This is a genomic window from Streptomyces sp. NBC_01446 (assembly GCF_026340095.1).
GTDB lineage: Bacteria > Actinomycetota > Actinomycetes > Streptomycetales > Streptomycetaceae > Streptomyces > Streptomyces aureus.
Genome location: NZ_JAPEPO010000001.1, coordinates 4331311 through 4350251, shown reverse-complemented (window position 1 = coordinate 4350251; position 18941 = coordinate 4331311). Strand labels below are relative to the sequence as shown.

Sequence of the window (18941 nt, the reverse complement as noted above, 5' to 3'; positions counted from 1 at the left end):
TGTCACCGGCGTGTCGCATCCTGAGACGGGATCGTCCGCAATGCGAGACGCGTGGGGCCCCGGAGCCTCTTCCCTCAGGCTCCGGGGCCGCTGCGGCTCCCTCGATCACTGCTGTGCGGACGGCACCGTCTCGCAGTGCGGACGCGCCGTTCCGGGTGGCTACCCGACGAGGTCGAGTTTCGAACCCTTCACCGAGATCTCGACGCCGTCCTTGACCGCCTCGACCCGGTCCAGCTCGATCCCGGCCGGCAGGTCGTCGATCGCCTGCTGGAAGTCGGTGACGGCGCGGATCCTGCCCTCCGCCAGTTCGAGCGCGCCGACCTTGGGCAGGCTGTCGGCGCGCGCCGAGACCTTGCCGTCGGTGACCTTGATCGAGCTGAGGACGGTGGGGTGCAGGGTGCCCAGCGCCGTGTGCACGGTGATCCCGACCTTGACCTTGTCGCCGCCGCCGTAGGAGAGCCCGTCGATCTGGGCCGTCACGCCCGGGGCGACCTGGGCGGCGTCCTGCTTCCTGACGGCCTTGAGCAGCTCGGCGTAGGAGATGCGGGCGGTGCCGGTGGCCGACTCGGCGGTGGCGGAGCTGAAGCTGCTGTTGAACTCCACGCCGTGCATCTCGGCGTTCAGATCGGCGATCCGGATCGACTCGCCGCCGCTCTTCGCGTCGTAGTCCTTGATGCCGATCTCCACGTCGTCCAGCGTGCCGGACGCGGCCTGGGTCAGGAACGGGAAGCCCTTGATGGACACGTCGGGCGTGCTGGCCAGGCCCTCGCTGGTGCGCACGCGGTCGGCCGCCTCGCCCTCCGCGTAGTTCACCGCGACCCGGTCGGCGATGACGAACAGGCCGCCCAGGATCACGACGACGATCAGAAGTATCCGCAGAGCACGCATGGCCCGGTGCTTCTCCCCACCTGGACGACAGTTCCTGATCGCGAGAGTACGGGCCGGGCCCCCTCGTAGGGGGCCCGGCCCGATTCTTGTCGATCAGCTGTGACAGGCCGTACGCCCGCCGGACGCTCAGCCCACGACCCGCCCGAGCAGGTAGACGGCCGGGGCCGCGGCGGTGAGCGGCAGGGCCACGCCCGCCGTCATGTGCACGAAGCGGGACGGATAGTCGTAACTCGCGACGCGGTGGCCGACCAGCGCGCAGACACCGGCGCCGAGGCCGAGGAGCGCACCCTCGGACCCCATGTCCGTCATACCGCCGGCCGCGATTCCGGCGCCCGCGGCGGCGAGGAGCGCGACGGCCACGGAGGCGGGCGTCGGCAGCGGGAGCGCCCGCGCGAGGACGGCGACGGCGACGGCCACGGCGCCGACGGTCACGGCGTCCGGGTCGGCCGCCAGGTGTCCGGTCGCGACGATGGCGAGCGCCGCCGAGGCGACCGTCGCCATCAGGCCGTACATGCGCTCGTCCGGTGCCGCGTGGCTGCGGAGCTGGAGGACGAGGGTGAGCAGGACCCAGACACCGAGGGTGCCGAGGATCGCGGCGGGCGCGTTCTCCCGGCCGGTGACGAGCAGCGCGGCGTCGGCGGCGAGGCCGCCCGCGAAGGCGAGCGCGATGCCCTGCCGGGCCGGCCACATGCCGTTGAGCCGGAACCAGCCGGCGGCCGTGACGGCCTGGAGCAGCACGAGCGGGACGAGCAGCGCGTACTGGCCCACCGCGGCGCCGCCCGCGAGCAGCAGCCCGAGCAGCGCGGTCAGCGCGGCGGGCTGCATCCCCGGCTCGATGATCGGCGACCGCCCCTCGGCACGGGCGCGCTGCGCGTCGGTGACGCGGGGGTTGCCGGTGACGGTGGCGGGCCCGTAAGCGGCGGCCTCCGGCTCGGCGACGGGCAGCGGCTGGGCTGCCGCCACCGTCCCGAAGACCTGCGTCTGCTGGTCGACTCCGGGGGTGTGGGGGGCCTGCCCGTACGCGGCCGGTTCGCCGTACGCGGCATGCGCGGGCGGTGGCGTGGTCTGCCCGCCCGGCGTCTGCACCGCCGGCCCCTGCCCGTACGGCACCTGCCCGTAGCCGTAAGCCTGCTGGTCACCGCCGTAGACCTGCTGGTCGCCGTACGCCTGCTGCTCGCCACCGGTCTGGCTCACCGGGTCCTGCCCATACGCGGCCTGCCCGTACGGGGACTGGCCGGGCTCGAATCCCTGGGGCTGCGGGTACGTCGACTGGACCTGGGTGTCCCATGTCTGGCCCTGCCACTGCTGCGTCTGCTGGGGCGGCTGCTGCTGCCCGTACTCGTCTTCGTACGGCTCGTTACTCATCGCGGTCACCCTCCTGCGAACGGCGGGAGCACCTCGACCGTGCCGCCCTCGGCAAGGCGTACCGTCTCATGCCCGCGCTTGCCGACGGGATCGCCGTCGATCAGGAACGAGGAACGCTGCAGGACGCGCACCAGGTCCCCGGGGTGTCGCGCACGCGCGCCGTCCAGCGCGTCGGCCAGCGTCTCGGCCTCGTACGGCTCCTCGGCGACACCGGCGGCCGCCTTGGCCGCGGCCCAGTAGCGGATGGTCCCGTTGGCCATGTGCGGCGTTCCTCCCATGCGGTCTGTCCATGCGGTCTGTACATGCGGTCTATTCGGCGGTTGCCGTCGTCCATGATGCCGTGGCCCAGTCGCCGATCCGCGCGAGGAGCCCGTCGTCCGCCGCGTGCTCGGCGTGCCCCATGCCCGGTTCCAGCCACAGCTCGGCCCCGCCGGACGCGGCCGCGGCGAGCATCCGGGGGTGGTCGAGGGGGAAGTACGGATCCCGGTCGCCGTGCACGATCAGAAGCGGTGTCGGCGCGATCAGCGGCACGGACTCGACCGGCGAGAGCGGCACCGGGTCCCACTCGTGCGGGTGAATGCGGGTGCGGAGTCCGATACGGCCCACGATCCGGCCGGCGGGCCGCGTCACGAGCCAGTGCAACCGCCGCATCGGCGCGGTCCCGCGGTAGTACCAGCGGGCCGGGGCACTCACCGCGACCACGGCGTCGGAGCGCGCTTCCGTGCGCCCCCTGTGCAACGCGGCGTGCCGCAGAACGACGGAACCGCCCATCGAGAAGCCGACGGTCACCACTTGTTCATGCCCGAGTGACCTCGCCCACTCCACCGCGGCCACCAGGTCGAGTACCTCCCGGTCGCCGACGGTGGACCGCCCGCCGGACCGCCCGTGCCCGCGGAACGAGAAGCTGACCACGGCGGCACGCTGCGCGAACATCCCCGCCGCCCGCCGGACGTGCGGCCGTTCCAGATCGCCTGTGAACCCGTGCGCGACCACGATCACCGGGCCGCCGGCGGGGCCCGGCCCGGGGTCGTGGGCGGCCTCGATCGGGACCCCGTCCCGCGTGCGCAGCATCACACGCCGTGAGCGCGCAGTGATCGGCTGCACAAAAGATCGTGCGTCTTGACCTGCCGGACCGGAACTCATGTGGGCTATTCTCCTAGGCAGAGGATCCGGGCAGCGAAGCCCCCGGGTCCTTTTGTGCTTTCGGACCGCGTTGTATACGAACGCCGGCCGCGAGGCGCACAGGGCCCCAGGGCGCGGGACCCGAAGCAGTAAAACAGCACGAAAAGCAGTACGAACAAGCAGTACGAAGCAGTGCCGTAAACGTCCTCGCAGGGACCGAGGAGGAACCGACGTTATGGGCGAGCGAAACGTGCACGACCGCAGGACGACCCAGGCAGGTGGGCCGCGATGAGTTCATTGCTGCTCCTCACGAATGCCCTTCAGCCCTCGACGGAGGTGCTCCCCGCTCTCGGCCTGCTGCTGCACAACGTGCGGGTCGCCCCCGCCGAGGGCCCGGCTCTCGTCGACACCCCCGGTGCCGACGTCATCCTCATCGACGGGCGCCGCGACCTCCCACAGGTACGCAGCCTGTGCCAGCTTCTCCGCTCCACCGGGCCCGGCTGTCCGCTGGTCCTCGTCGTGACGGAGGGCGGCCTCGCGGCCGTCACCGCCGACTGGGGCATCGACGATGTACTTCTCGACACGGCGGGACCGGCCGAGGTCGAGGCGCGGCTGCGCCTCGCGATGGGCCGCCAGCAGATCGTCACCGACGACTCCCCGATGGAGATCCGCAACGGCGACCTGTCGGTCGACGAGGCCACCTACAGCGCCAAGCTGAAGGGGCGGGTCCTCGACCTGACCTTCAAGGAGTTCGAGCTCCTCAAGTACCTCGCGCAGCACCCGGGCCGCGTCTTCACGCGCGCCCAGCTGCTGCAGGAGGTCTGGGGCTACGACTACTTCGGCGGCACCCGCACCGTGGACGTCCATGTGCGGCGCCTGCGCGCGAAGCTCGGGCCCGAGCACGAGTCGCTGATCGGCACCGTGCGCAACGTCGGCTACCGCTTCGTGACGCCGGAGAAGGTCGAGCGGGCGGCGGACGGGGCGAAGGCCAAGGCGGCGACTCCGAGGCCGGACCACCCGGAGCACGCGGCACCGGCGGAGCCCGCTGCACACACCGACGAGACGGGCTCCGCGGCGGATTCCCATGCCGGGCGGGAGCCTGCCGAGCAGCCCCGGGCAGGCGCTCATGAGGCCGCCGCCGGACGCCCTGCCCAGCGGTAGGTCCATCCGCGTAGACTCCGCGCGTGGCCAAGGTGACTCGGGATGATGTGGCGCGACTGGCGGGTACTTCGACCGCGGTCGTGAGTTACGTCATCAACAACGGACCTAGGCCGGTTGCCCCGGCCACGCGCGAGCGTGTACTCGCCGCGATCAAGGAACTGGGGTACCGGCCCGACCGGGTCGCCCAGGCCATGGCGTCGCGGCGGACCGACCTCATAGGCATGATCGTGCCGGACGCGCGCCAGCCGTTCTTCGCGGAGATGGCGCACGCCGTCGAACAGGCGGCGTCCGAGCGCGGAAAGATGGTCCTCGTCGGCAACTCCGACTACGTCGAGGAGCGCGAGGTCCACTATCTGCGGGCCTTCCTCGGCATGCGGGTGTCCGGCCTCATCCTCGTCAGCCACGGCCTGAACGATCTGGCCGCGGCCGAGATCGAGGCGTGGGACGCGCGCGTGGTCCTGCTGCACGAGCGCCCCGAGGCGATCGACGACGTCGCCGTCGTCATCGACGATGTCGGCGGCGCCCAGCTCGCCACCCGCCATCTGCTCGAGCACGGTCACCCGTATGTCGCCTGTGTCGGCGGCACCGCCGAGACGCCGTCCGTCGGCGACCCGGTCTCCGACCACGTCGAGGGCTGGCGCCGGGCCATGCACGAGGCGGGGCTCTCCACCGAGGGGCGGCTGTTCGAGGCGCCGTACAACCGCTACGACGCCTACAAGATCGGGCTCGAGCTGCTTGCCGGGCCCCAGCGGCCGCCGGCGATCTTCTGCTCCACGGACGACCAGGCCTTCGGCATCCTGCGGGCCGCGCGCGAGCTGCGGATCGAGGTGCCGGGCGAGCTGGCCGTCGCCGGGTTCGACGACGTGAAGGAGGCGGGTCTGACGGATCCGCCGCTGACGACGGTCGCGTCCGACCGCTCGGCGATGGCGCGGTCCGCCGTCGATCTCGTCCTCGATGACTCGCTGCGCGTCGCCGGGTCCCGGCGTGAGCGCCTGAAGGTGTTCCCCTCGCGGCTGGTCGTCCGCCAGTCCTGCGGCTGCCCCTGACCTCCCACGACCGCGCGCCGGCCCGGAATTCCGGACCGGCGCGCGTGCTGTGTTCCGGGTCGCTCAGAACATCAGGTTGTACTGGTTGAACCCGGTGCCCAGGCTCTTGCGGGCGCCGAAGACGTCGGCGGACGCCTTGTTGGTGCCCGGGTAGAGCCAGAGCGTGCCGCCCGAGTCGCGGGCCATGACGTCGGCGATGCCGTCGCCGGTCACGTCGCCGCTCGTCACGTACGAGGTGAAGTTCCAGCCCGTGCGCGCCTGGATGCGCGCGGCGAACGGGGTCTTCTCGACCTGCGTGCCCCGGTAGAGGTACAGGACGCCGGAGCTGTTGCGGACCAGGAGGTCGGCCTTGCCGTCGCCGGTCAGGTCGCCGCGGCCGAAGATCTTGACGCCCTTCCAGGCCTTGTCGACGACCTTGACCTTGCCGTAGAACTCGCCGTTGCCCTTGCCCGGGTAGAGGTACGTCGAGCCGTCGGCGTCGACCGCGACCAGGTCGGGGCGGGAGTCACCGGTCATGTCGCCGGGGATGGCGTACGACTTGTAGCCGCCCCACACCGAGGTGATCTGCATCCACTCGAAGGCGTCGGACGCGTGGTTGTAGTAGCTGCGGTACAGCTTGCCGTCTCTGCTGTCGCGGATGATCAGGTCCTGGAAGAAGTCCCGGTCCAGGTCGGCCTGGAGGGCCCAGCTCGCGGTCTGCCAGCCGGCGCTCTGGTAGGCGCGCGAGGCGAGCGACGTGCCCTTGCTGTCCTGCTCGAACAGGCCCCCGGAGGGGGTGCGCGCCAGCAGGTCGGCCCGGCCGTCGAAGCTCAGGTCCGTGTCGTCGATGCGCGGCTGGGCCGCCCAGACGTACGAGGACACCTTGGTGAAGACGGGGTAGGCGCCCTTCGCGGTGCAGCCGGAGACGCCCCACGAGACGATGCCGACGACGCGGCCGCCGACGACCACCGGACCGCCGGAGTCACCGCTGCAGGTGCTCTTGGTGCCCTCGTCGGTGCCCGTCGCCGGGGTGCCCGCGCAGAACATCGAGCCCTCGACGAAGTCGTCCTCGCCGAGGACGGACTGCATCGCGGTGTTGCAGGTGGAGTCGGAGACCATCGGCAGGGTCACCTTGCGCAGGGTCGCCGACAGGTCGGCGTCCTGCGCGCCCGAGGTCAGGCCCCAGCCGTAGACGGTGGCGGAGGTGCCGGCCTTGTAGGACGCGGTGTCGTTGCTCTGGACCAGCTTCGTCCACTGGTCCTCCAGCGGACGGTCCAGGGTGAGGACCGCGATGTCGTTCTGGATGGTCGCGTCGTTGTACCGCGGGTGGTTCCACTGGCGCCAGACGCCCGCGACGGTGCCGTTGGCGCTGTCGAGCAGGCCGGTGGCGCCGGCCACGACCGCGCCGTTGTTCACCCAGTCCAGACCGGCGACGCAGTGGGCCGCGGTGAGAACCTTGTTCGGGGCGACGAGGGTGCCGCCGCAGAAGTAGCCGTCGCCGGACGCGGGGTCGTAGTACGAGAGCTGGACCATCCACGGCGCGGAGGAGATCGACGTCTCGGTGCCGCCGATGATGAACGGCGTCTTCTTGGGCTTCGTCTCCGGGGTCGCCTGGGTCTTCGCGGCCTCGACGACCCGCTTGCGCAGTTCGGCGTCGGAGGCGGAAGGCGCCGGATTCGCGGTGCGGGCGATGCTCGCGTCGGGCAGTCCGGGCGGATCGTCGGCCGCGGTGGCGGGGTGCGCCACGAGGGCGCCGGCGCAGCTCAGCGCCAGCGCGAGAGCGGCCGTGGACAGCGCCGTGACGGGGCGTCTCCAGCGGTCGCGCAGGGCAGGTATCACTCAGGGCTCCTGGTGTGAAGAGTGGCTTCAGGGCCCGAGAAGGGGCATACGGCGCGCATCACGGCAGGTACCGGACACCGAGCGGACAAGACATCAGATTCGGGCTCGGACCCAGGCACCACCGCAGACCCCCCTCCGGCGCACGGATCGTAGATCCCACGGGCTCCTCGACACACGGCCTTCACAGCAGGCAGGTGAGAGTTGTTCCGGCGCCCTCCCGCACCTCACCCTCAGTCAACCCGCCGTTTTCCGGGGCGCCTTTATTTCGGGCAAACAGGGTTCTCGCGGGACTCTCAGGGCACGCTCAGGCGGCTCTCATGAACGCGGTTCAGGCTTGCTGCCATGACCGAGAGCTTCCGCCGAAGCGGCGAGTACCCCCAGGGCCAGCAGCAGCACTCGCAGTCCTCGTATCCGGGGACCCCCGGGGCGGGCGGCGCCTTTCCGCCCCCGCCCGCCTACGACCCGCCGCAGCCGGTGAACGCCGCCCCAGGGTCGGCGATGTGGCCCGCTCCCACGCCGGAGGGCTCCCCCGCGCCGCCCGCCGCCCCGTCCGCACGCCGGCGGCGGGTCAGGGGTCCGCTCGGTCTGCTCGCCGCGGTCGCCATCGCCGCCGCGGCCGTCGGCGGCGGCACCGCCTACGCCTTCCAGGAGCTGACCGGCAAGCAGTCCACGTCCGCCTCCGCCGGCACGGCCGTCGTGCCCACCAGCCAGAAGGGCACCGTCTCCGGTGTCGCCGCGGCCGTCAGCCCCGCCATCGTGGAGATCAACGCGACCTCGAACGCGGGCAGCTCCACCGGCTCCGGCGTCGTCATCACGAGCGACGGCGAGATCGTCACCAACAACCACGTCGTCTCCGGCGCCTCGACGGTCAAGGTGCGGACGAGCGACGGCAAGACCTACACCGCCGAGGTCGTCGGCACCGACGCCAAGAAGGACCTCGCCCTCATCAAGCTGAAGAACGCGTCCGGCCTCAAGACCGCGTCCCTCGGCGACTCCGACAACGTCAAGGTCGGCGACGAGGTCATCGCCATCGGCTCCCCCGAGGGCCTGACCGGCACCGTCACCAGCGGCATCGTCTCCGCGCTCGACCGCGACGTCACCGTCTCCACGGACGAGGAACAGCAGCAGCAGGGTGACGGCAGCGACGGCCGGTGGCCGTTCGAGTTCGGCGGGCAGCAGTTCAACGGCGACACGGGCTCGTCGAAGACGACGTACAAGGCCATCCAGACCGACGCGTCCCTCAACCCCGGCAACTCCGGCGGCGCCCTCATCGACATGAACGGCAACATCATCGGCATCAACTCCGCGATGTACTCGGCCAGTTCGGACAGCGGGTCGGGATCGTCGAGCGCGGGCAGCGTCGGACTCGGCTTCGCCATCCCCGTAGACACCGTCAAGGCCGACCTCGACTCGCTGCGCAGCGGGGGCACCTCCGGCGGCTGACCCCGGCCGCGCACCGCCGCGCCGCACGCACCCGTAGCACCACCGTGCGAGGCTGATACCGGCCCCCCACCGCCGTCCGAAACCCCCGAGGAAGCCCGCCCATGAGTCCCGCCGAAGGCGACCGCGAACCCCAGCGCATTCTCATCGTCGACGACGAACCCGCCGTCCGCGAGGCGCTGCGGCGCAGCCTCGCCTTCGAGGGGTACGGCACGGAGGTCGCGGTCGACGGCGCGGACGCGCTCGACAAGGCGGCCGCGTACCAGCCCGACCTGGTCGTCCTCGACATCCAGATGCCGCGCATGGACGGCCTCACGGCCGCCCGGCGGCTGCGGGCCGGCGGTTCCAGGACGCCGATCCTGATGCTCACGGCCCGCGACACCGTCGGCGACCGCGTGACCGGGCTCGACGCGGGCGCCGACGACTACCTGGTCAAGCCCTTCGAACTGGACGAACTGTTCGCGCGGGTACGGGCGCTGCTGCGGCGCAGCGCATACGCCTCCGCGGCGGGCCCGGCGGACGACGCGGGTGACGTCCTGTCCTTCGCGGACCTGCGGATGGATCTCGCGACCCGCGAGGTCACGCGCGGCGCGCGCACCGTCGAACTGACCCGCACGGAGTTCACACTCCTGGAGATGTTCCTGGCCCACCCGCGCCAGGTCCTCACCCGCGAGCAGATCCTCAAGGCGGTGTGGGGCTTCGACTTCGAACCCAGCTCCAACTCCCTGGACGTGTACGTGATGTATCTGCGACGGAAGACGGAGGCGGGCGGCGAGCCGAGGCTGGTTCATACGGTGCGGGGTGTGGGATACGTGCTGCGGGCCGGGGGCGCGGAGTGATCAGGCGGGTCCGTGCGCTTCCCCTGCGGTCACGGCTCGCGCTGCTCGTCGCGGTGGCGGTGGCCGTCGCGGTGGCCGCGGTCTCGGTCACGTGCTGGGTGATCGTGCGAGGGAAGCTGTACGCGGAGGTGGACGACCAGCTGCACTCGACGGACAAGACGCTCCAGGCCGGCGAGGTCACCAGCCTCCTGCAGAACTGCGGTCAACGGCCCAGCGCACGCCCGAACGCCCTGCGAAGCACGTCCTACGCCCAGCTGATCAAGGCGGACGGCACCCCCTGCGTCTTCCCCAATTCCAGCGGCACGGTGGAGGTGACCAGCAGCGACAAGTCCGTGGCCCGAGACCCCAACCCGGGCGTCGAGACCTACCGCAACGGCACGGACGCCGACGGAAAGCCCGTCCGGGTGGTGACCGTCCCCGTCGTGCTCGGCGGCCCCGGTCAGCCGGTGCTCGCCGGAACGGCACTTCTCGTCGCCCTCCCCCTCGAGGACACCCGGTCCACGCTCAACGAACTCGCCCTGGTCCTCCTCCTCGTCTCCGGAATCGGAGTCGTCGGCGCCGGCGCCGCCGGCCTGTGGGTCGCCCGGTCCGGACTCCGCCCCGTCGACGAACTCACCGACACCGTCGAACACGTGGCCCGTACCGAAGACCTCACCGTCCGCATCCCCGTCGAGGGCGACGACGAGATCGCACGCCTCTCCGCGTCCTTCAACTCCATGACCGCCTCCCTCGCCTCGTCGCGTGACCTCCAGCAGCAGCTCATCGCCGACGCCGGGCACGAGCTGCGCACCCCGCTCACCTCCATGCGCACCAACATCGAGCTGCTCACCCGCAGCGAGGAGACCGGACGCGCGATCCCGCCGGACGACCGCAAGGCGCTGATGGCCTCACTCAAGGCCCAGATGACCGAACTGGCCGCACTCATCGGGGACTTGCAGGTGTTGTCCCGTACGGGGCTGGCCGGCGGGGACGGCCCTCTCAAGGTCGTCTCGCTGCACGACACGGTCCGCACCGCGATCGAGCGGGCCCGGTTGCGCGGACCCGAGCTGACGATCACGTCCGAGCTCGCCCCCTGGTACGTACGGGCCGAGCCCGCCGCCCTGGAGCGCGCGATCGTCAATCTGCTCGACAACGCCGTCAAGTTCAGCCCGCCGGAAGGCACCGTCGAGGTCCACCTCATGCGCGGCCGGCTGACCGTGCGCGATCACGGTCCCGGCATTCCGGACGATGAACTCCCGTACGTCTTCGACCGGTTCTGGCGTTCGCCGAAGGCGCGGGCGCTGCCGGGCTCGGGCCTCGGCCTGTCGATCGTGGCCCGCACGGTGGAGAGCTACGGCGGCACCGTCGAGCTCGGGGCCGCGGAGGGCGGCGGCACGGTCGCGACGGTGCAGCTGCCGGGCGCGCCCACGCCTCCGCCGGAGGCCCCCGAAGGGGCCTAGGACGGCCTACTGACCGAAGCCGAGGCCCTCCCCCGTCAGGCCGACCCGGATCCCGTCCTTCTCGACCCGCACGTCACTCAGCCGGACGTCGCCCGTGCCCGCGCCCGGCAGTTTCGGCAGCCGGAACGCCAGCGAGAGGCGGTCGGCGAGTTCCGGGCGGGTGAGCCGGGTGAGGCCCTGGAGCAGCGCCGGGTCGAGGCCGAACTTCTTCAGGAGCGCCGGGTGCGCGAGCGCGAGGTCGACCAGGTTCAGGGACATCAGCTGGTGCACGAAGCGCGGCGATCCGGTGAGGTCGCTCAGGCGCCGGTCGCTGCGCAGCGCCGCGCGCACGGCCGAGTCGGGCACGCCGAGCCGGTGCACGAGGGACGGCACGGACAGCAGGGCCTTCGCCTTCGCGGTCTCGGTCGCGAGGCGCGCCACGGAGCGGCGGCTCAGGTGCAGGCCCTCGGAGGGACGCGTGCCGGGCCGGTACGTGGCGAGGTCGCCGATGTCGAGCCGCATGCCGCCGATGTCGGTGGCGATGCCGGTGTCGCCGATGCGCCGGATCGTGGCGTCGGCGCGCACCTTCAGGTCGTGTCCGGCGACGGGCAGCGTGCCGCGCGCGAGGACCCGGTCGCGGCCCTGTCCGCTGAACGTGACCTGGGAGGCGCCGAGTTCACGGTTCAGGTCGTCGAAGGTGAGCAGGACCTCGCCGGTCATGCCGCCGATGCGGGCGCCGCGCACATCGGTGGGCCCGTCGCCGTCGATGCGTACGTCGCGGACGGTCGCGGAGACCTTGGCGAGGGAGACGCGGCTCGCGGCGACGTCGGGGACGGTGACCTTCACCTCGTCCAGGCGCCGGTCGGCGAGCTGCGTGAGGAACGGGAAGCCCTCGATGTCGACCTCGGGCGCGGCGCTCAGGTGCAGCTGGTCCTTGAGCCGGTCCGCGGCGCGGTGCTCGGCGTAGAGGAGGGCCCAGCGGTCCGCGAGGGTGACGAAGGCGGCGAGGACGAGGATCCCGACGACGGCCTTCGTGGCGAGGGGCAGCCCGGCGAACCGGTTGCGGCGGCGGCTGCCGCGGCGGTGGTTGGGCCTGGCCCAGGGCTGGTCGTCCGGCCCCGCCTCGGGGTCTTCTTCGTGCAGGAACTCGTCGAGCGGATTGTCCGCGAGGGCGCCCAGCTCGTCGTACGGGTTGTGCGGCGCAGTGCCCGATGGAACGGATCCCTCCGTACGTACATCAGACAGTTCGGCGGACTCGGACGTGAACGTGGCTATGCGGTGGGGGGAACGCATCGTGAGATTTCACCACACGTCCCGACCCCACCGCTAAGCATTACTCCCAGTAAGGGACGGTTTAGGCCCCCAACCCGGCCGTGCGATACGTCACTTCACGATCGTGATCCGGTCCGCCTTCGGGGGCGCGATCGGTGACGTGGCCGACGAGTTGGCCGTCAGGTAGTCGTTGAACGCCTTCAGGTCGTCGCTGCCGACCAGCGGGTTCTTGCCCTGGCCGAGCGCCGCGAAGCCGTCGCCGCCGCCCGCGAGGAACGAGTTCATCGCGACGCGGTACGTCGCCGCCGGGTCGATCGCGGCGCCGTTCAGCCTGATGGAGTCGACGACGACCCGGGCCGCACCCGTCTTCGTCATGTCGAGCGTGTACGTCAGGCCCGCCGACGGCTGGAGGATCTTCGGCGAGGCCTCGTTGGAACCGCTGACCTGCTGCTGGAGCGCGGTGATGACCTGCGCGCCGGTCAGGTCGGCCAGGTTCACGGTGTTGCTGAAGGGCTGCACGGTGAAGCCCTCGCCGTAGGTGACGACGCCGTCGCCCTCGCTGCCGCTCGCCTTGTACACGAGGTCGGAGCGCACGCCGCCGGGGTTCATCAGGGCCAGCGAGGTCTTCGGGTCGAGGGTCTTGGCGTGCGCGAGCTGCGCGTCCGCGATCAGATCCCCGAGCGGTTCCTCCGGCGAAGCGGCGCCGCGGCCCGGGATGTCCGCCGAGATGTACCCGACGGGCTGGTTCGCGACGGGCGCGGCGAGCTTGTTCCAGCGGCCGATGAGCGCGGTCATGTCCGCGGCCTTCGGCTGCGTGCGGCTCACCACGTGGTTGGCCGACTTCACCGACGTGCGCACGATGTCCTTGGTGCGGCGGTCGTACGTCAGCGTCGTGTCCGTGTAGAGCTTCCCGTACGAGGACGCCGAAGTGACCATGCGGGGCTTGCCGGACGGGTCGGGGATCGTGCAGACGTACGCGTTGTGCGTGTGCCCGGTGACCAGGGCGTCGACCTTCGGCGAGATGCCCTTCGCGATGTCGACGATCGGGCCCGAGATGCCGGCGCCGCCGCTCGGGGAGTCGCAGTCGTAGTTGTACGAGCCGGAGGCCGGCACGCCGCCCTCGTGGATGAGCGTGACGATCGACTTCACGCCCTGCTTGTCGAGGATCTTGGCGTACTTGTTGACGGTCTCGATCTCGTCGTGGAACTTCAGGCCCTTGACGCCGTCCGCGGAGACGATGTCGGGGGTGCCCTCAAGGGTCACGCCGATGAACCCGATCTTCACGCCGTTGTGCTTCCACACCCAGTAGGGGGCGAGGATCGGCTTGCCGGTCTTCTCGTTCGTCACGTTCGCGGCGAGGTAGGGGTAGTCGGCGCCCTTGAACTTCTTGCCGTCCTCGAAACAGCCGTCCTTGGGGTGACAGCCGCCGTTCTGCATGCGCGCCAGCTCCGTGGCGCCCTCGTCGAACTCGTGGTTGCCGACGCTCGTGACGTCGAGGTCGAGCTTGTTCATCGCCTCGACGGTGGGCTCGTCGTGGAAGAGCCCCGACAGCAGCGGGCTGGCCCCGATCAGGTCGCCGGCCGCGGCGGTGACGCTGTACGGGTGGCTCTTCCTGGCGGTCCGCAGGGACGTGGCGAGGTACTCGACGCCGCCCGCGTCGACCTTCCTCGTGGTGCCGTCCGGCAGGTTCTCCGTGACCTGGCCCGACGAGCCGGCCGGGGGCTCCAGGTTGCCGTGGAAGTCGTTGAAGGAGAGCAGCTGCACGTCGACCGTGCGGCCGCCCTTGCCCCCGTGGTGCCGGTCCTGCGTGGCGTTCGCGGGCAGCGCCGCGACGAGCGCGCCGACGGTGGCGAACCCGGCGGCCGCGGCGAGTATCCGCGACGCGACGCGGCGTCTGGTCCTGTGCGGTGTCAGCGGAGTCATGGGTACGTCCCCCTGTGTGGGTGCTGTGAGACGGAAGTGCCTGCGGTGTGTCGTGACCAAGTCGGCAGCCTAGGGTCAACGCGCGTAGCACGACAGGTGTTTGCCGGTTACGAGCTGATTGCCATCACCCGGCAGCAAGCCCGGCGCGGGCCCGTCGCCGTACCCTCTTGTCCATGACCAGCGATGCCGTGCCCACCACCCCCGACCGCCAGATCGAGACGCTCACCGCCCTCACTCCCGACCAGGCGGAAGCCGTCCTGGAGATCCTCTCGGACGCCGCCCGTACCGACGGGCAGCAGGCGGTGTCGGAGCAGGGCAGGCTGCAGCTGCGCGGCGGCCCCAGGGAAGCCGTGCGCCACTTCCTGCTGACCGTCGACGGCGAGCTGATCGGGTACGGCCAGCTGGAAGACACCGACCCGATCGAGGCGCCGGCCGCCGAGCTCGTCGTGCACCCCGCACACCGCGGGCACGGGCACGGGCGGGCGCTCGGCTCGGCGCTGCTCGGCGCTTCCGGCAAGCGGCTGCGCGTCTGGGCGCACGGCGGCCACTCGGCTGCCCGGCACCTCTCGCAGGTCCTCGGCCTGACCCTGTTCCGCGAACTGCGCCAGATGCGGCGCCCGTTGGCCGAGGGCCCCGCGCTCGCCGAGCCGGTGCTGCCCGAGGGCGTCGCCATCCGCACCTTCGTGCCCGGCGAGGACGACGCGGCCTGGCTCGCGGTGAACGCGGCGGCGTTCGCCCACCACCCCGAGCAGGGCGCGCTGACCCAGCGCGACCTGGACGACCGCAAGGCCGAGCCGTGGTTCGACCCGGCCGGCTTCTTCCTCGCCGTCCGGGAGGCCGACGGCGAGGTCGTCGGCTTCCACTGGACGAAGGTCCACGCCGAGGAACAGCTCGGCGAGGTGTACGTCGTCGGGGTCGCGCCGGGCAGCCAGGGCGGCGGCCTCGGCAAGGCGCTCACCGCGGTGGGCCTGCGGCATCTGGAGAGGTCGGGTCTGCCGACGGCGATGCTCTACGTGGACGCCGACAACAAGCCCGCGGTCACGGTCTACGAGCGCCTGGGCTTCGTCACCCACGAGACGGACCTGATGTACCGCACGGAGTCGTAGTCCGCGGGAGCGGAAAGCGGCCGGCAGGCACCGAGGGGCAGTCGTCACTTGACACTGCCCCTCCCTTGCACCACCCTTTCACTACTTGATTAGTGAAAGGGTGGTGTTGAGGAACGTGGTCGAGTACCGGATCGACCGGCGCAGCGGCGTCGCCACCTACCTCCAGATCGTCCAGCAGACCCAGCAGGCCCTGCGCCTCGGCCTGCTGGAGCCCGGCGACAAGCTGCCCACGGCCCGCGAGGTCGTCGAAGCCACCGCGATCAACCCGAACACCGTGCTCAAGGCGTACCGCGAACTGGAGCGCGAGGGACTGGTCGAGGCCCGCAGAGGTCTCGGCACCTTCGTCCGCAGGACGCTCGGCGCGGCCCCGGCCGACTCGCCGCTGCGGGCCGAACTCGCGGACTGGGCCAGGCGGGCCCGCGCCGCGGGCCTCGACCGCGAGGACGCGGCCGCCCTGTTCGGCGCCGTACTGGACGAAAACTTCCCGAAGGGGGATCAGTGAGTTCCACCAGCACCACCCCGGCCGTCGCCATCGAGGCGACAGGGCTCGACAAGCGCTACGGCCGCCACGGCCAGGCCGCGCTCGACCAGTGCTCCTTCCGCCTGCCCGCCGGGCGGATCAGTGCCCTGGTCGGGCCCAACGGGGCGGGAAAGTCGACCCTCCTCGCGATCGCCGCCGGGCTCCTGCGCCCCACCTCCGGACACCTCACCGTCCTCGGCGCCGCCCCCGGCGCGCACCGCGACCGTGTCGCCTACCTCTCGCAGGACAAGCCGCTGTACCCGCAGCTCTCCATCGCGGACACCCTGCGCATGGGCGCCGAGCTGAACCCGGGCCACTGGGACGCCGCGTACGCCGACCGGATCGTCGAGCAGGGCGACCTCGACCCCAGGGCCCGGGTCCGCTCGCTCTCCGGCGGACAGCGCACCCGCGTCGCGCTCGCCCTCGCGCTCGGCAAGCGCCCCCAGCTGATGCTCCTCGACGAGCCGATGGCGGACCTCGACCCGCTGGCCCGCCACGAGCTGATGGGCACACTGATGGCGGACGCCGCCGAACACGGCACCACCGTCCTGATGTCGTCGCACATCGTCGCCGAACTGGCGGACGCCTGCGACCACTTGCTGCTCCTGGGAGCCGGCCGCATCCGGCTCGGCGGCGGCATCGACGACCTGACGGCCGCGCACAGCCTGGTCACCGGGCGCGGCACGGCCGCCGACCTCGCCCCGCACACCGTGGTCGAGTCCCGCCCCGCCGGCCGCGGACTGACCGCCCTGATCCGCCGCGACGGACCGCTCGACAGCGCCTGGGAGGCACAGGAGCCGTCCATGGAGGAGCTGATCCTCGCCCATCTGCGCAACCCCGGCGCCCCGGCCCTGATCACCCCGGGCACGACCGCGTCCGCCGTGGCGGTGACGGCATGACCTCCACGACCCCGACGCTTGAGCGCCCCGCCCAGAGCCCCGCCCGGCGCAGCCTGCCCGGCCCCGACGGCCTCGTCCGGACCGTGCTGCGCCTGCACCGCACGGCGCTGTGGGTGTGGACCGCCTACGTCGCCCTCACCGTCGGCCTGCTCCTGTGGCTGTGGGGCCCCGGCGCGAACGCGGCACAGAAGGCGTTCGACACGTTCGGCTACGCCGGGGCGCAGGACAACGCGTTCCAGGGGCGGGCCCCGATCGTCCTCGTCGGCGGCTCGTTCGACTCGCTCTTCTACGAGCCGTCCACGCTGATCGGCATCGCCTCGTGCGCCATCGCCGTGTTCGCGGCGGGACCGCTCACCGCGCGCGAACTGGAGCTGGGGACCGCCCAACTGGCGTGGACCCAGTCCGTGTCGCCCGCCCGCTGGCTGGCCGCGAAGCTGGCCGTGCCCGCGGTGCTCGTCACCGTCGGCACGGGCCTGATCGTCGTCCTGTACCGCCTCGTGTGGAACGCGCACAACCACCTGCTCGTGGCGGGCATCGGCCCCCGCTCGTTCTCCTTCTCCATAGGCCCCGCCACCGTCGCGACCGCCCTGTTCGGCCTCGCGGTCGGCGTACTGGCCGCCCTGGTCCTGCGCCGCACGCTGCCCGCCCTCGTGGCCGCCGGACTCGTGCAGTTCCTGGCCAGTGCGATGCGCGGCAACAACTGGCCGTTCCAGCACTCGCCGTTCTCACGCCTCCAGCCCGAACTGCCCGTGTACAGCAAGGCGATCACGTCCTCGGGCGCCAAGGTCCCCGACCCCGGCTGCTATCTGAGCCAGAAGTGCCTCGACCGGCACGACATCACCGGCTTCACCCGCACCTACCTCCACTCCCCCGACTACTGGCCCCGACAGCTCACGGAGACGGGCATCCTGCTCGCCCTGACCGCGCTCGCCGTCGTCGGCGCGTTCCTCGTCCTGCGCAGGTACCAGCCGCGCACGCGCCGGCCGAAGAACACGCCCGAGCCGAAGAAGGAGACCGCAGCATGAGCACCGCCGTCTTCTCCCCCTTCTCCCCCTTCTCCCCCTCGACCGGGCTGACCTGGACGGTCCTGCGGCTGCACCGGCTCGCTCTGTGGGTGTGGGTCGCGTACGTCGCACTGACCGGGGCCCTGCTGCTGTGGCTGTGGGGACCGGGCAGCTCCGGGTGGCACATCACCGGCAAGTGCGTCGCGGGCGTCGTGAACGCCTGCACCGCCACGGGGCCGGGCGCGGGCACGTACACCCACCTGCTCGGGCTCAGCACGAGCCTGATCACGATCGTGCCCGCGATCGCCGCCGCCTTCGCGGGCGGAACGCTCATCGGCCGCGAGCTGGAGCGCGGCACGGCCGCCCTCGCCTGGACGCAGTCCGTCCCCCCGGCCCGCTGGCTGGCGGCGAAGCTCGCCGCGCCCGCCGCGTTCCTCGTCGTGGGCACCGGCATCCTCGTGGCGCTGCGCCGCCTGGTCGCCTCGGGGGCGAGCGGCCTCCCCGACAACCAGTGGTTCACCTACGGCGTCTACGGCTCCCTCGGCCCGACCGCCGTCGCGCTCCCGCTCCTCGGCCTGTCCCTCGGCGCGCTGGTGGCGTTCATCTCCCGGCGCGTGATCTCGTCGATCTGCGTCTCGCTCGCCCTCACCGGCATCGTGATCACCGCGCTCGGCGAGCTCCGCGGCCACCTCTGGACCACCTCCACCGTCACGGGCGACATCCACCAGGGCTACCGGGGCTTCACCGGCCTCTTCCTCGACGAGGGAGCGGTCACCGCGAGCGGCGCCCGCATCGCCGACCCCCTGTGCGTCAGTGACAAGAGCTGCCTGGCCCAGCACGACATCACGGGCTTCTACCGCGAGTTCCAGCCGGCCTCCCACTTCTGGCCGCTGCAGCTCGTCGAAACCGGCATCCTCCTCGCCCTGACGGCGCTCGCGGTGACGGCGGTCTTCGCCCTCCTGCGCAGGAACCAGCGGATCTAGGGCCTCTCGTCCGGATCATGCCGGGCGGATCCGGCCGACGCCGGGCGCCGGGGCGTCCCTCGGACGCCCCGGGGACGCCCCGCCATGCCCCGCACGTCATGTCGCCGTAACCAACCATTCAGACGGGCTTGCCACCC

The 18941-nt window shown here is 71.7% G+C and carries 17 protein-coding genes; 10 read left to right on the top strand and 7 right to left on the bottom strand.

All coding sequences use genetic code 11. The features are described 5' to 3' along the window. Window positions 1-159 precede the first annotated feature (159 nt). The 4 genes from OG456_RS19535 to OG456_RS19520 form a co-directional block, all read right to left on the bottom strand. Complete coding sequence (locus OG456_RS19535; protein ID WP_266562716.1) at window positions 160-888, bottom strand: DUF2993 domain-containing protein; 729 nt, start codon at window positions 886-888, stop codon at window positions 160-162. Window positions 889-1014: 126 nt separating this feature from the next. Further along, entirely contained in the window at window positions 1015-2253 is a 1239-nt protein-coding gene (locus tag OG456_RS19530; RefSeq protein ID WP_266562714.1) for a hypothetical protein, read from the bottom strand. A 5-nt stretch (window positions 2254-2258) separates the two neighbouring features. Further along, entirely contained in the window at window positions 2259-2513 is a 255-nt protein-coding gene (locus OG456_RS19525; protein ID WP_266562712.1) for a MoaD/ThiS family protein, read from the bottom strand. A gap of 49 nt (window positions 2514-2562) precedes the next feature. Next, on the bottom strand, window positions 2563-3396 hold the full coding sequence (locus OG456_RS19520) for an alpha/beta hydrolase (RefSeq protein ID WP_266562704.1): 834 nt from the start codon (window positions 3394-3396) through the stop codon (window positions 2563-2565). A 267-nt stretch (window positions 3397-3663) separates the two neighbouring features. On the opposite strand from OG456_RS19520, the gene OG456_RS19515 reads away from it, so the two are divergent. Together OG456_RS19515 and OG456_RS19510 are read left to right on the top strand one after the other, a co-directional pair. Further along, window positions 3664-4536, top strand: coding sequence for a response regulator transcription factor (locus OG456_RS19515; protein WP_266562702.1), 873 nt, complete (start codon window positions 3664-3666; stop codon window positions 4534-4536). A gap of 23 nt (window positions 4537-4559) precedes the next feature. Then, complete coding sequence (locus OG456_RS19510; protein WP_266562700.1) at window positions 4560-5582, top strand: LacI family DNA-binding transcriptional regulator; 1023 nt, start codon at window positions 4560-4562, stop codon at window positions 5580-5582. Window positions 5583-5645: 63 nt separating this feature from the next. Here the strand turns inward: OG456_RS19510 and OG456_RS19505 are convergent, their stop codons facing one another. Next, window positions 5646-7400, bottom strand: a complete 1755-nt coding sequence (locus OG456_RS19505) for a trypsin-like serine protease (RefSeq protein WP_266562698.1) — start codon at window positions 7398-7400, stop codon at window positions 5646-5648. A 342-nt stretch (window positions 7401-7742) separates the two neighbouring features. Here OG456_RS19505 and OG456_RS19500 point away from each other — a divergent pair, with 342 nt between their 5' ends. From OG456_RS19500 to OG456_RS19490, 3 genes are all read left to right on the top strand, one after another. After that, window positions 7743-8843, top strand: a complete 1101-nt coding sequence (locus tag OG456_RS19500) for a S1C family serine protease (RefSeq protein WP_266562696.1) — start codon at window positions 7743-7745, stop codon at window positions 8841-8843. Window positions 8844-8944: 101 nt separating this feature from the next. Continuing rightward, on the top strand, window positions 8945-9679 hold the full coding sequence (locus OG456_RS19495) for a response regulator transcription factor (protein WP_266562694.1): 735 nt from the start codon (window positions 8945-8947) through the stop codon (window positions 9677-9679). Continuing rightward, the gene (locus OG456_RS19490) at window positions 9676-11118 is read left to right on the top strand and encodes a HAMP domain-containing sensor histidine kinase (protein ID WP_266562692.1); all 1443 of its coding nucleotides are present in this window, start codon (window positions 9676-9678) and stop codon (window positions 11116-11118) included. Before OG456_RS19495 ends, OG456_RS19490 begins: the two co-directional genes overlap by 4 nt. Before the next feature lie 6 nt (window positions 11119-11124). On the opposite strand, the gene OG456_RS19485 is transcribed toward OG456_RS19490, so the two are convergent. After that, complete coding sequence (locus OG456_RS19485) at window positions 11125-12390, bottom strand: DUF2993 domain-containing protein (protein ID WP_266562690.1); 1266 nt, start codon at window positions 12388-12390, stop codon at window positions 11125-11127. 90 nt (window positions 12391-12480) lie between these two features. Next, a complete protein-coding gene (locus OG456_RS19480) occupies window positions 12481-14292 on the bottom strand; it encodes a bifunctional UDP-sugar hydrolase/5'-nucleotidase (RefSeq protein ID WP_266562688.1) in 1812 nt (603 codons plus the stop codon). A 173-nt stretch (window positions 14293-14465) separates the two neighbouring features. Here OG456_RS19480 and mshD point away from each other — a divergent pair, with 173 nt between their 5' ends. The 5 genes from mshD to OG456_RS19455 all read left to right on the top strand — a co-directional run bounded on the left by mshD (window position 14466) and on the right by OG456_RS19455 (window position 18804). Then, complete coding sequence (mshD, locus tag OG456_RS19475; protein WP_266562686.1) at window positions 14466-15398, top strand: mycothiol synthase; 933 nt, start codon at window positions 14466-14468, stop codon at window positions 15396-15398. A gap of 115 nt (window positions 15399-15513) precedes the next feature. Continuing rightward, window positions 15514-15900, top strand: coding sequence for a GntR family transcriptional regulator (locus tag OG456_RS19470; RefSeq protein ID WP_266569342.1), 387 nt, complete (start codon window positions 15514-15516; stop codon window positions 15898-15900). Continuing rightward, window positions 15897-16817: an ABC transporter ATP-binding protein gene (locus OG456_RS19465; RefSeq protein WP_266562684.1), complete on the top strand. Its 921-nt coding sequence runs from the start codon at window positions 15897-15899 to the stop codon at window positions 16815-16817. The genes OG456_RS19470 and OG456_RS19465 overlap by 4 nt, the downstream gene beginning before the upstream one ends. Continuing rightward, window positions 16814-17842 (top strand): hypothetical protein, encoded by a 1029-nt coding sequence (locus tag OG456_RS19460; protein ID WP_266562682.1) that lies wholly within the window; start codon window positions 16814-16816, stop codon window positions 17840-17842. The genes OG456_RS19465 and OG456_RS19460 overlap by 4 nt, the downstream gene beginning before the upstream one ends. Continuing rightward, window positions 17839-18804, top strand: a complete 966-nt coding sequence (locus tag OG456_RS19455; RefSeq protein ID WP_266562680.1) for an ABC transporter permease — start codon at window positions 17839-17841, stop codon at window positions 18802-18804. Before OG456_RS19460 ends, OG456_RS19455 begins: the two co-directional genes overlap by 4 nt. Window positions 18805-18941: the final 137 nt, after the last annotated feature.